Consider the following 12,615-nt stretch of genomic DNA (forward strand, 5'->3'; position numbering starts at 1 on the left):
ACAATTCCTATATTTAAAAAATACAAAAGATGCTAAAATCCAAATATAGAGAAAATATAACTTTCGAAGGCGGTTGAAATAAATACATGTTTACTCAAAAAAAATCACTCCAACATACAATTGCTCAATTAGAAGTGCGTATACAAGAATTAGAAGCAGAATTAAAACAAAAAGATATTGAAAAGCAAGAGACTATTTCTACTATCCACGATCGTGTACAAAGCGTTGTACAAGAGCATCAACTTGTAAATAACCAACACAATACACTTCAAAATTTAGTTCAACAGTTAAGTTCATGTTTCGAAAATGTTTCAACACGTACGACACATTCCAATGAGTTAAATAATGAAATGTTACAAAAGGAACAAAGCTTAATTCAGTCTATTGCAGAAATTATTGACTGCTCTAATGAAGGAAAAGAATCCGTTCACCGCTTACTTATTGTAATTAATAAATTAGGTGAACAATCTCAACGCACGTCTAATAGTATGAATCATCTAAGCGAACGCTCAAAGGAAATCGAGCAAATTGTAGAAGTCATTCAAAACATTGCAGCACAAACAAATTTACTTGCATTAAATGCGAGTATTGAAGCCGCGCGTGCTGGAGAGCACGGTAAAGGATTCGCTGTCGTTGCCAATGAAGTAAGAAAACTAGCGGAAAGTACAGCAGAAAGTACAAAAAACATCGGCAACTTAACGAAAAAAATTCAAGAAGAAATTGAAAAAGCATATGATAACACAAAAGATAATTTACATTTAGTCGATGAAGGTGTAGAAATGAGCGCCGATACAAATGCTAGAATTGAAAATATTTTAGTTATGATTCAAACGTTACAAAATGGTGCTACAAATGTTATTAAGGCTATCGAAAACCAAAAGTCTTGTAATGATGACATATTACGAGAATTTGCTAATACACAACAAATGTTCCAAAAATTAAATACTACTATTATGAATCATATTCATGATGCTGAAAAAGTCGATGTTCAATTGTCTAAAAGTCTTCAAGGAACAGTGACTTCTTAATTAAAAATAAAAATCCCTTATACTGCTATAAGGGATTTTTATTTTATTTCGAATATTTATTTCTTTTCAATATTCATCCATATCTTTGTTATAATGGAAAAGTTGTTTCTTTCAACTAATAAACAAGGAGGTTATTATGGAACAATTTTACTACGTTTTAAAATATTTAATTCTCGGTCTGTTCCAAGGATTAACAGAACCAATTCCGATTTCTTCAAGTGGTCATCTCGTTTTAGCACAACATTTGCTAGGACTAAAAATAGAAGGGTTTAGCTTCGAACTACTTGTTAATTCAGCTTCATTATTAGCTGTATTACTTATTTATAGAAATGATTTAATTCGTCTAACAAAGAATGGTCTCTCTTATATATTTACAAGAGCAGAAGACGCAAAATCAGATTTCTTCTTTATTATTTATCTTGTTATTGCAACCATTCCAGCAGGTGTTATTGGTGTTTTATTTAAAGATTACATCGATCAGTACTTAAAAGGTGTGAAGATGGTTGGGGTTTCCCTTCTTATTACTGCTGTCGGCCTTTGGATTATTAGAAATTTACGCGGTCGTAAAAATGATGGCGACCTTTCTATGAAAGATGCAATCATCGTCGGATTAGCACAAGCTTGTGCACTGATTCCCGGAATAAGCCGATCTGGTGCCACAATCGTAGCAGCAATGTTACTTGGTATGAAGCAAGAAACAGCTCTTCGCTTCTCATTCTTACTATACATTCCTGTTAGCTTAGGTGGCTTATTGTTAAGCATTACAGACATTGCAAATGATCCAAATCTAGACACATTATTCGTACCATATGTCGTTGCATTCATCGCAACATTTATCATGACGTATATTTCACTAAAATGGTTTATGAACATTATGGCAAAAGGAAATTTAAAATATTTCTCTTTCTATTGTATTATCGTAGGTGTACTTACTCTTATTTTCTTATAAAGTAAAACTTACAAATTAAAAGCGAGTCATCTAGTGTAATAGAATGACTCGCTTTTTTATACCTTTATTAAGTTAAAACCTATTATTTACTTATAATTTTCAGAATAGTATAATATTTATTGAGTTCACTATTACAGTAATTCTATCTTTCCTACTATTATCGTAAAAGAGGTGTTTATATGTTTATAGTTACTAAACTCATTCACATTAAGTACGAATATGAAAATGAGCTACTTTATGGGCTTAAACAATATTATCCTTCCCCCGGAACGAACGGTTGTATTAACATAGAGTTTTCACCTGTTCATCGTACAAATGATAAGGCAGAGTATATGATTCGTATGTTATGGAAAACACAACAAGATTACCATACATGGCTTTCTCAAAAAGAAGGCAATGAAACTTTGAAGCACAAAATACAAGGCTATATCCTTTCTTCCAAATCAAATGCTACCTATGTGCATTAACCCTTCTCTTTTTATTCCTTACGAGGGACAAAATGATAAAGTGAAACTTTAATCAGCCCTCATCAATTGGGCTGTTCACAAATAACGAGATAAGGACCTCTTACTTTTCATACTGTAAGAGGGCTTCTCTTATGCATACACTTTCTTCTCTTGACAATACAAACGAATAACATGTTTATTTTCTTGAAATACATCATGCGTCAGCCGAATAATAATAAAGTTTCGTTTTGTTTGATCATCATGAACAAAAATCTGTTCTCCCTCCTGAAAACGCCATGCACTTTCAAAAGTCGTAATATGATCCCCACTTACAGAAAAAAGTTCATATCGCATCTCTTGTACCCTCTCTCAACTTATATAATCATAATATCCTTATATTAGATTTATTATAACTTAATTCCTGTAAAATTAGTAATTATTTCTATTTCGAAATATTTTAACTTTGTATTTAAATATTTTTAGCGCTATAATGATAAACGAATTTTTATTGAAAGGAGTTTTACTTTGACTGCATATTTATTTCCTGTGAAAACAGCATTTATTTTATTTCCCTTTTTAGCAATGTTTCTTTTAATCCCTTTTTTAATATTTAATTATCGAAAATACGGTTATTTAAATAAATGGCGCTCATTTATTTTATACTCATTATTACTTTACTTATTAAATGCCTATTTTCTTGTTATTTTGCCGTTGCCACAAACGTTTGATACTTGTAGCCTACAACCGGCTAATACACAACACATGCAACTCGCACCATTTTATTTCATACAAGAGATTAGTAGTCATACATCGGCAGTTTTAACGAAACCAGCTACTTATTTCTACTTATTAAAAGAGTCTGCGTTTTTACAAGTTGCCTTTAACGTTCTATTAACTGTTCCATTCGGTATTTACTTACGTTATTATTTCCGACGTAGTTTCTTACAAACAATTTGCATTTCCTTTTTCCTTTCACTATTTTTTGAGCTAACACAAGTGACTGGATTATACGGTATATACAATTGTGCATACCGATTATTTGATATCGATGATTTGTTTTTAAATACATTAGGTGGCGTAATTGGTTTTATCATTGCACCAATATTTACGTACTTCCTTCCGAAGACAAACGAGTTAGATAGTCATATTGATTTGGAAACGAAACCAGTCGGATTCATTCGTCGCCTTATCGCGATGCAAATTGATTGGATTTTCTTATCTATCGTCGTACCTGTCGTTAAAAACAAAGGAAATTCTTTCTTCGTTTCTAATATGCAATCTTACACCAATATGTATGAACTCATTTTCATTACGTGTTCAATCCTTATTTACTTTATTATTATTCCATACTTTACTAACGGAAAAACAATTGGGAAAGCATTGCTTCGCATTCACGTGAAAGGAAAATCAAATCGTATTACATTAAAAGAACTATTTATTCGTTACGGTATATTTTATTTTGCATTAGGTGGAATCAATTATATTCTTTCTAGTAGCTCTATTTTAAATCACACAGAGCCTTTAGTATTACTCGTTACATTATTATTCCTATTCATCATTAACGGCCTATTTATTATTCATGTTTTACTGCATGTATTTAGCCGTGATAAACTACTATTTTATGAACATATTAGTCATACAAGAAATGCAATTACACTAAAAAAAGGTGACAAATAATTATTTGTCACCTTTTTCATATACATAATGTGAAACTTTAATTAGCCCTCACCTAACTTCTTTGCTTCCACTGAATTTTGAGGTAGGGGTCTTACTGCCTGACAAATAGCGGGATAAATAACTTCTCCGCATAAGGATTAAAAAACATTCCAAGTTCATCTAGAGATTTCCTCACCTGTAAAAACGAATGAAACTCTGGATATATATATTGTAATTGTTCATACGATAATGTATGCATTTTCCCCCAATGTGGACGCCCTTCATACTTCAGAAAAATCTTTTCCACTTCGCCAAAGTAAGCAGCATATTTCATACCTTTATACATATGAACAGCGATATATGCTGAATCTCTTCCATAGGCCGGACTAAGCCATATATCATCCCCTTTCACATAGCGGCATTCGATTGGGAAGTGCACCTTATACTTTTTCTTTTCAATAAGATTTGAGATTTCTTCTACAACCGTCCTCATATACTTTGAAGGAATGCTATACTCCATTTCATAAAATGGCACCGTACGTGATGTAGCAAATACTTCATAGCTCGGGCCAATTATTTTTGTGTTTGGTACAGCTTTAGCTGATAACCGACTCACGCCTTTACTTATAGAAGGAAACCATTTACATCCTTTAGATAGTAAAGAGAACATCCTATTTTCAAGTAACTCCACCTTTAGTTTATGCCATTTCAAATCACTGCCTTTATTCGTTGTTTCGTTCGTAAGTTTCACTTGTACTTCATCAGAATAAGGAAAAACGAAAAATTCAAAATGACGATGCTTCTTATATTCTTCTAGTTTGTTCATTACAGTGGATAATGACTGTTTTTCACTTTCATAAACGAGTGAATACGCTGGAATAACCTTCAATTTTATCTTTACAATGATACCTAACATTCCAAGTGACAACTGAAACGCTCTCCAATATTCTACGTTCTCAGCTTCCGAACAAACTATACTCTCACCATTAGATAGAACTGCCGTAATCTCTATAACTTGTGTTGATAAACTCCCAAAGGTAATACCCGTTCCATGAGTCCCCGTACTAATCGCTCCTGCAATAGATTGCGAATCAATATCCCCTAAATTTTCTTGCGCATAACCTTTTTCCTCAAGTAACTTCCCTAAATCATATAACTTTGTTCCTGCCCATACTTCAGCAACCATCTTCTCTGCATCAATATTCACAATACCCTTCAATTCATCTAAAGAAACTAAAACTTCTTCCGTTTGCACAAGGGGGGTAAACGAGTGTCCTGAACCGACAACACGAATTTTCTTTCCCTTTTTTCGCGCAAGCCCCACAACTTCTACTACATCTTGTATACTTTCTGGATACATCGTATAATGCGGCGTTCCTTCTACATTCCCTGTCCAATTTCTCCACTTTTGTCCCTTTATAGAAAGCATTGGCCATCCCCCCGATATGTTGAATACTCCCCGACAATCTCTCCTTTTTTAACACGATATAAAAAAGGAAAGCGTTCACATAATTCACCAGCCTTACTATGACGAAACAAAATGGTCTCTCCTATATCCACTCGTTCCTCGCCGTTATAAAAAATTGGCGTTTGTACCTCGCCAGCACCTTCTAAAGCTAATAATTTTGCACCCTTCGGTCTCCAAACTTCAGGCTCTTTATCTTTTCCAACTGCTCCTGAAGCAATATATCCACCACCTAGGCAAGTGTAAATAAACGGGACTGGTTTACGCACAACTGGTAAGGCAAATCCGACCGCTGGATGAAATTTCACCTCTTTATAATAATCAAACAGCTTCGGAGAATAAAAAGCAGAACCTATTGTAATCTCTGAAACTGAATTATCTTTCTCGGTTGTTTTTATGCTTCCTGTTCCGCCTCCATTTACAAACCTTAGCTCAATACCAATGTTTTGTATTGCTTTTACAATATGTTCTCTTCTTTCTTTAACTTCTAGCACTGATTTCTGCTTTAAATACGAAATCACTTTACTTTTCAACCATTGATTCGGTATATAATCGCCCACCCCGGCAATTTGAGCTTCATATCCCATTACACCATCTAACATTAAATATGATGACCTTCTCACCTTTTCTACTACTTTCAACGCATCCTGCACATTTTTTACTGGGGACCTTTGTACACCAAAATGAAATTGAAAGAAGCGACTACTCATATCAATATCCAAACAAACACGAAAACATCCTTTAGATTGCTCAGCAATGTTTTCTAAATACACAATATGCTCTTCACAATCCACCATACAAGTTATAATGAAACCTTTCTTTGTTAACAAACTAATTTCATACAGAGCTCTTTCATCGTAAGCAGGATATCCAAGCAATAAATCATTAAATCCTTGTTCTATTAAAAATAAAATCTCTCTAGGTGAAAAGCACATAATACCTTGAAATCGATCATTTGCAGCTAGTATCTTTTGCATAATCGGAACAGAGCGTAACGATTTACTCGCTATACGAATCTTTTTATTTCCACTTAACTCTATAATTGATTGAATATTTCTATCTAAAGCCACTTCATCCAAAAATGCACACGGTAATGGAACTTCTTTAAAAATTCCTCGATCCACATTTTTCTCTCCTCTTCTCAATATGTCTTATACATATTGGAAAGAAAGTGTGATTTTCCTGTTTGCAAATAAAAAAAGTTTCTTCTTTACGAAGAAACTTTTTGAAACTACTTCATAGAAATAGTCGCCTCTACTGGATAATGATCAGAGTAATCATTATACGTATATTTTTGGAACCATGATGTAACAGTCCATTGTGGAGATTGCGGCTGTAACACCTTATTCTCTATATACGATGGGTTCGCATGGTCTTTACTTGCAATAATATAATCTAAATACTCAGCAGGACTATCAGGGAAATTATATTTTGCAATACTGTTTGTCGTTGCGTCCCAAGTCGCTGTATGTCCAGTATAAGATGGTACAGAAGCGTTCAATGTTTTAAACATAGATGCATACTCTGAGTCATTCTTGTTCTCTGCATTTATTTTATTTACGTTCATATCACCACCAATTAACACATACTCATTATTTGGTATATTTTTATTTTTAATAAAGTCTTGAATTTCTTTTAATTGGTCTGTACGTACAGATGCAGGTGAAGTTTTTCCGCACATACTATCTTCCGCTTGCAAATGCGTACCAATTACATGAACAAAGCGATCATTTTTCTTAATTTTCGTGTATACAAATCCTTTATTCGATAAATTATCTGGCCCGCATCCTTTTGCAAATACATATTGAATCTTTTCAGCGATTGGCCATTTGCTCACAATCGCAACGCCACCATCTTCAGGAGTTGAAGATGAATAGTTTCCTAACGTTTTATCCCATTCACTTCCACTACTACGACCTAATACTGCTGTTTGATTTGGATATTCTTTCTTCAAATTCCCTAATAAACGATCTGATGCGCTATTATCAAACACTTCATTTAATATAACTACGTCTTGATTCTTTATATAATCTGCCGCCCCGATTAAATCAGCACGCTCAGTTTGTCCCCAGTTCGGATATAAGTTTGTTGATAGCATATATACATTATGCGTCATCACTTTTAATGTATCGTTTTGATTTGTAGACGCTTCTGCTTGAGCTGACGTTCCGCTATATAAAGCTCCTAGACCAACACCTAAGCTAAGTACACCTTTTAGCAATTTACCTTTCACGTTTCATACCTCCATGTATTGTATAGTGATAAAAAGGCCAAATACTCTATTCTGAGATTTGACCTTTTTTAAATACTTAACGATTTCCGTACGTATCAAACCAAAGCTGAATATATCCAGCAGTAACACGTTGTGCATCCATTAAACGCTTACCTGTCATTGGTGTAACTTCAGCGCGCCATTTATCTGCATATTCTTGTGATACAGCAGCTCTCACGAACCAATCTTTCGTATTATCATTTACAATGCCAGCGTAATCTTGTTTCGCAACTACTGCCGCTCCATGAATCCAATCTTCTGGATTCGTACCTTTCCAGTTCCAATATCCATTTCCATCCGTTACTTTATAGTTATCTTTTATCGTATCTACAAAGTTTTCATATTTAGAATGGAACCCTTGTGGATACGAAAGGTTCGTAAAGTTTGCTGCATGCATCGGTTGGTTTACATCCCCTAGATAATGAAGAGATAATCCTAAATAGAAGAATGCTTGTTTCATATCTTTATTTTTGTAAGACTCACCAGCTAATTTAAAATACTTAGCTCCAGTTTCCTTTGCCTGCTTTGCATACGGAATATAAGTTTTCCCATTGTCAGGGTCATAGAAATGTGAAGCAAATGTGCTATTATCATAATAAGGATTTTCATAGTCAGCAGCATAAATACCGTTCTCTAACTCCGTACGCCATTCATTTAATAGTGCAACTCGATCTTGTTTTACAAGTGTTGTATTACGAGACATAATATCAATTGCACGGTTTACAATCCATAAATGAGAATTCACGCCTTCTTTATGTTTATCTTCAGCAGACCAGCGCGGAATAACTCCAAATCTCTGTCCCCCATCATTTTCATGAGCAAATGCAACACTTTGTAATGGAGCAACTAATGTAATAGCTGCCGCTAAAGCAAGTACTTTCTTTTTCATATAAAATCCTCCATTTTATAATTGAATTATTGTAAACATTTTGTTAGGATCCTATGATGTCGTCCGGTTAACCTATGACTAGAATATCCCACCTTTCACGAAATTTCTATCAATAAATTAAAATATGCAAATGTTCATATCATTATAACTTTATACACAGTGAATATAATGAATGAATACACTTTCATTTTAATAAACTATTATTAAGGCTTGTCTAAACTAATGTAAAAAAAGAGTAAAGCATCTGAACGCTTTACTCTTTTTTTCTATTCGATAATATACTTGGCAATTGTACATTAACTGCTAACTTATGAATAAATCCAAACACTAATCCAATCCCAATAAATATGTATAAGATTGTAAATATCTTTCCGAAATCAGTTTGCGGACTAAAATTCCCATCACCGACAGTCGTCAACGTGACCACACTAAAATATAAAGCGTCAATAGGACGTAATTCTTCAACTGTACTATAAAAAATCGTACCCGATATTAAAGTCAAAATTGTTAATACGAATAATACTTGAAATTCTTTATCTTTCCACGCTCGTAAACAGGCTCTTAACATTCGCTTTAAAGTTAACAAAAATGAAAGCATTAGATTCTCCCTTCCAAACAAAAATACATTTAGTCAAAGGAAAGTCTATCACCTTTCAGTATAGAAAAAAAGTAGCCCTCTTCTATTTCTAGAAAAGGGCTACTCTATTCGATTCTATCTTATTTAGGTGAAACAAGAATTTTCACTTGTGTTTTATCTTTTACAAGTGCTTCAAATCCTTCTTCAACAACTTGATCGACTGTAATTTTTTTCGTAATTAATTTCTCTGCTTGAATTTGACCAGAGCTAATTAATTTAATAACAGCTGGGAAGATGTGACGGTATCCTAAAATACCAATAACTTCTTTTTCTTTTAATACTAAGTTATTTGGAGTAATTGTTGCGTCTTTTTCCCATACGCTAACAATTACAGTTTGTCCTTCGAAGCTTGTACTTTCAATCGCTTGTCGTAGTACAACTTCAACACCTGTTACTTCAAAGCTAACATTTACACCTAAACCATTTGTTAAGTTACGAATTTCAGCTAACACATCTTGAGTTGCTGGATTTAATACATAATCCGCACCTGCTAATTTCGCTAACTCTTGACGTTCTTTAGAAAGTTCAACTGCAATAACAGGAGTCGCTCCTGCTGCTTTAGCTGCTTGGATAACAAGAAGTCCAATTGGACCGCAACCAAATACTGCTACAGCTTCCCCTTCTTTTAATTTACTTTGACGTACTGCATGAACTGCTACTGCTGCTGGTTCTACAAGCGCACCTTGTTCATACGTCATTTCATCTGGAATGTGATGAACCATATCTTCTGGTACTACTGTATATTCAGAGAAACCGCCGCCTTCTCCGCCAAGACCGTGGAAAACAAGTTGTTCACAAACATTGTAATGTCCATGTTTACAAGCTTCACATTTACCACAAGAATAAATTGGTTCTACAACAACGCGGTCTCCCACTTTATGAGATGTAACTCCTTCACCAATCTCTATTACCTCACCACTAAACTCATGACCTAAAATAACAGGTGCTTTCACATGTGTTAATGGATGTTCTTCTGTTGGAATAAAAATAGGCCCTGCTAAATATTCATGCAAGTCTGTCCCACAAATACCACACCATTTAACTTTGATTTTCACTGTTCCTGGTTTTACTGTTGGTTCTGGTACTTCTTCTACTCGTACATCACGTTGATTATGCCAAAGTAGTGCTTTCATTTTATACATCCCTCTCTATGTATATACTTAACCTGGTGAAGTTTACAATTCTATTATAATACTTATATCCATATATTTCAAAAAAAACAATCACATCCTTACTAATTTTTTACAAATAACGTTCAATATTTTGTCACTTTGTACTTTTTTCCACATCTGTTAATTCAATTTCATTGCAGGTGAAATTAGCATTGTGCCATAATAGCATAGGAGAGGTGAATATCGCTTGAAATATTTTATTTACTTTATCGTTATCGTGGCTTTTTTAGATACATTTTCACAATTACCTATTATGAGTACTTTCGCTCAAAGCCTTGGAGGAACCCCTCTTATTATCGGGCTAGTTGTCGGTATGTACTCATTCGCTAATATGATCGGTAATATTATTGCTGGAGCAGCTGTCGATAAATTTGGTGCAAAAAAAATCCTTTATATAAGCATGGGAATTACGAGTTTCATAGTCTTGTTATACACCGTTGTTCAAAGTGGTGAACAACTATTAGTTGTTCGCTTTATGCATGGATTTAGTGATGGCTTTTTAATTCCTGCTGCCTTTACATTTTTATCAAAACAAACAAATGCAAAAAGACAAGGAAAAGCAATGGCTCTATCTGGTGCTGCTGTTGGAACAGCCGCAATCGTAGGACCGGCTTTCAGCGGTATTATGAAAGCAACAGCTGGCGTAGAATGGGTCTTCATTACTATTTCTATTTTAATGGCTCTTGGTACGATCGTATCTCTATTCTTCTTACCAAATAACGTATCAAGAAAAGATACATCAAGAACGCAAATGATGAACAAAGAAGATATGGTTGAACTTTTAAAATCAGAACCGTTATTACAAGCATATATTGGTGCTTTCACATTAATGTTTTCACAAGGAATTGTCACTTATATGTTACCAGTAAAAGTTGAGGCATTAGCGCTTAAAGCATCCACAACAGGCATGATGTTAAGTGTATTTGGTATAACTGCTATCCTCTTCTTCTTGCTTCCAACAAATCGTATTTACGATCGATTTAATCGTTCGAAACTAATGCTAATCGGAATTGCAGTTATGGCATTCGCATTATCTTTACTCGGATTATTTGCTACAAAAGGTATGCTCTTTATCGTAATGATAATTTATGGAATTGGATTCGCAATCCTCTTCCCGTCTATTAACGCTTTACTCGTTGAAAATACTACAGACGATAATCGCGGAAAGGCATTCGGATTATTTTATGCCTTCTTCTCATTAGGAGTTGTTGCTGGCTCCTTTACAGTCGGCGCAATCGGAGCATCACCTAGCATCAGCTTCATTATCGGGACAGCATTTTTATTAACATTTGCTGGGATGATTTATGTAAGAAGCAAAGTAAAAAAGACAATGATGGGATAATCCATCGTTGTCTTTTTTAAAATGCATATTGATATAATCCGTAATATAATGGAAGCGTTGGAATAATTCCAATTACTTTAAATATAAAAGGTAACGGCTCATCTCGCTCTTCATATAAACGAAAAACAAAAACTGCAGTTAAAGTCCAAATGACGCTAAACAAGAAGATACATTTCCAAACAATTGAGGTTAATATTTGTATATCAAATACAAAACCAAAGAGCCCTATCCACGTAATAATAGAAACTACAAAGTCAAACTTTTGAATTGGTGTTTGAAACATGCCCCTTACTAACGAAATAATAGCTAACATTGCTACAATAACTAAATATATTTTCCAAAGCATTATGATAATCTCCTATTCAATTCAACTTTTAACTTTCAATAAGCCGTATTTAATAAACAATATAGCATTATATTTTTCATAGAAATAATACAATGGATAACAAAATAAGAAGAAAATAAGTACAGTTGGTACATCATCTATAATAGAAAAATATTTTACTAGTAATTCCTTAATACTCTCTCCAATTATAATAAACAGTGGAATGATACAAATTGCTGCTAATATTAAGCACGGTGTGATTCTCATTTCTTTTAACCTCACCTTGCAGTGTGGACATCTGAATGAAAAAGGATGCGGGAGATCAATAATATGTTGCGCAGTAATCTCTCCTTCACACTGTGGACATTCAATTATTTCTTTCATTTAACTCAACTCCTTTCTATCTACAAAAAGAACACTATCCAATAGCGCTC

The 12,615-nt window shown here is 34.0% G+C and carries 13 protein-coding genes and 1 pseudogene; 5 read left to right on the forward strand and 9 right to left on the reverse strand.

Going from position 1 to position 12,615, the window contains the following annotated elements; translation table 11 throughout:
- Positions 1–497: 497 nt before the first annotated feature.
- The 3 genes and pseudogenes from D1166_RS32365 to D1166_RS16140 all read left to right on the forward strand — a co-directional run.
- Positions 498–1,028 (forward strand): annotated as a pseudogene (locus D1166_RS32365) (methyl-accepting chemotaxis protein); the annotation flags it as partial.
- 136 nt (positions 1,029–1,164) lie between these two features.
- Positions 1,165–1,977 carry an undecaprenyl-diphosphate phosphatase gene (locus D1166_RS16135; RefSeq protein ID WP_000434796.1) on the forward strand — a complete coding sequence of 271 codons (813 nt, stop codon included), beginning with the start codon at positions 1,165–1,167 and terminating at the stop codon, positions 1,975–1,977.
- Positions 1,978–2,156: 179 nt separating this feature from the next.
- Complete coding sequence (locus D1166_RS16140; protein ID WP_000471239.1) at positions 2,157–2,444, forward strand: hypothetical protein; 288 nt, start codon at positions 2,157–2,159, stop codon at positions 2,442–2,444.
- Between the two features lie 129 nt (positions 2,445–2,573).
- Here the strand turns inward: D1166_RS16140 and D1166_RS16145 are convergent, their stop codons facing one another.
- Positions 2,574–2,777, reverse strand: a complete 204-nt coding sequence (locus tag D1166_RS16145; RefSeq protein ID WP_001268331.1) for a hypothetical protein — start codon at positions 2,775–2,777, stop codon at positions 2,574–2,576.
- Between the two features lie 171 nt (positions 2,778–2,948).
- On the opposite strand from D1166_RS16145, the gene D1166_RS16150 reads away from it, so the two are divergent.
- On the forward strand, positions 2,949–4,100 hold the full coding sequence (locus tag D1166_RS16150) for a VanZ family protein (protein ID WP_000128014.1): 1,152 nt from the start codon (positions 2,949–2,951) through the stop codon (positions 4,098–4,100).
- 91 nt (positions 4,101–4,191) lie between these two features.
- Here the strand turns inward: D1166_RS16150 and D1166_RS16155 are convergent, their stop codons facing one another.
- The 6 genes from D1166_RS16155 to bdhA all read right to left on the reverse strand — a co-directional run bounded on the left by D1166_RS16155 (position 4,192) and on the right by bdhA (position 10,475).
- Positions 4,192–5,508, reverse strand: coding sequence for a D-arabinono-1,4-lactone oxidase (locus D1166_RS16155; RefSeq protein ID WP_000948950.1), 1,317 nt, complete (start codon positions 5,506–5,508; stop codon positions 4,192–4,194).
- On the reverse strand, positions 5,496–6,668 hold the full coding sequence (locus D1166_RS16160; RefSeq protein ID WP_000373747.1) for an amino acid deaminase/aldolase: 1,173 nt from the start codon (positions 6,666–6,668) through the stop codon (positions 5,496–5,498). The genes D1166_RS16155 and D1166_RS16160 overlap by 13 nt, the downstream gene beginning before the upstream one ends.
- A 107-nt stretch (positions 6,669–6,775) precedes the next feature.
- On the reverse strand, positions 6,776–7,777 hold the full coding sequence (gene sph / locus D1166_RS16165) for a sphingomyelinase C (protein WP_000676797.1): 1,002 nt from the start codon (positions 7,775–7,777) through the stop codon (positions 6,776–6,778).
- 76 nt (positions 7,778–7,853) lie between these two features.
- Positions 7,854–8,705, reverse strand: coding sequence for a phospholipase CerA (gene cerA, locus D1166_RS16170; protein WP_000730997.1), 852 nt, complete (start codon positions 8,703–8,705; stop codon positions 7,854–7,856).
- 253 nt (positions 8,706–8,958) lie between these two features.
- Positions 8,959–9,303, reverse strand: a complete 345-nt coding sequence (locus D1166_RS16175; protein WP_000948209.1) for a potassium channel family protein — start codon at positions 9,301–9,303, stop codon at positions 8,959–8,961.
- Between the two features lie 119 nt (positions 9,304–9,422).
- Positions 9,423–10,475: a (R,R)-butanediol dehydrogenase gene (gene bdhA, locus D1166_RS16180; RefSeq protein WP_000645827.1), complete on the reverse strand. Its 1,053-nt coding sequence runs from the start codon at positions 10,473–10,475 to the stop codon at positions 9,423–9,425.
- Positions 10,476–10,701: 226 nt separating this feature from the next.
- Here bdhA and D1166_RS16185 point away from each other — a divergent pair, with 226 nt between their 5' ends.
- Positions 10,702–11,856 (forward strand): MFS transporter, encoded by a 1,155-nt coding sequence (locus D1166_RS16185; protein ID WP_000873270.1) that lies wholly within the window; start codon positions 10,702–10,704, stop codon positions 11,854–11,856.
- Between the two features lie 16 nt (positions 11,857–11,872).
- Here D1166_RS16185 and D1166_RS16190 read toward each other — a convergent pair whose 3' ends face one another.
- Together D1166_RS16190 and D1166_RS16195 are read right to left on the reverse strand one after the other, a co-directional pair.
- Positions 11,873–12,202 carry a hypothetical protein gene (locus D1166_RS16190; protein ID WP_000964467.1) on the reverse strand — a complete coding sequence of 110 codons (330 nt, stop codon included), beginning with the start codon at positions 12,200–12,202 and terminating at the stop codon, positions 11,873–11,875.
- Positions 12,203–12,223: 21 nt separating this feature from the next.
- Positions 12,224–12,565 (reverse strand): hypothetical protein, encoded by a 342-nt coding sequence (locus D1166_RS16195; RefSeq protein WP_000658667.1) that lies wholly within the window; start codon positions 12,563–12,565, stop codon positions 12,224–12,226.
- Positions 12,566–12,615 lie beyond the last annotated feature (50 nt).

Origin of the sequence: Bacillus sp. ISO11 (genome assembly GCF_003458115.1) — a bacterium.
Taxonomy (GTDB): Bacteria; Bacillota; Bacilli; order Bacillales; family Bacillaceae_G; genus Bacillus_A; species Bacillus_A cereus.

Excerpts from the sequence above, each read along its gene's own strand:
- D1166_RS16195 (WP_000658667.1), bottom strand. The coding sequence starts at position 12,565 with ATGAAAGAAATAATTGAATGTCCACAGTGTGAAGGAGAGATTACTGCG.
- cerA (WP_000730997.1), bottom strand. The coding sequence starts at position 8,705 with ATGAAAAAGAAAGTACTTGCTTTAGCGGCAGCTATTACATTAGTTGCT.
- D1166_RS16140 (WP_000471239.1), top strand. The coding sequence starts at position 2,157 with ATGTTTATAGTTACTAAACTCATTCACATTAAGTACGAATATGAAAAT.
- D1166_RS16175 (WP_000948209.1), bottom strand. The coding sequence starts at position 9,303 with ATGCTTTCATTTTTGTTAACTTTAAAGCGAATGTTAAGAGCCTGTTTA.
- D1166_RS16190 (WP_000964467.1), bottom strand. The coding sequence starts at position 12,202 with ATGCTTTGGAAAATATATTTAGTTATTGTAGCAATGTTAGCTATTATT.
- D1166_RS16135 (WP_000434796.1), top strand. The coding sequence starts at position 1,165 with ATGGAACAATTTTACTACGTTTTAAAATATTTAATTCTCGGTCTGTTC.
- D1166_RS16155 (WP_000948950.1), bottom strand. The coding sequence starts at position 5,508 with ATGCTTTCTATAAAGGGACAAAAGTGGAGAAATTGGACAGGGAATGTA.
- D1166_RS16145 (WP_001268331.1), bottom strand. The coding sequence starts at position 2,777 with ATGCGATATGAACTTTTTTCTGTAAGTGGGGATCATATTACGACTTTT.
- bdhA (WP_000645827.1), bottom strand. The coding sequence starts at position 10,475 with ATGAAAGCACTACTTTGGCATAATCAACGTGATGTACGAGTAGAAGAA.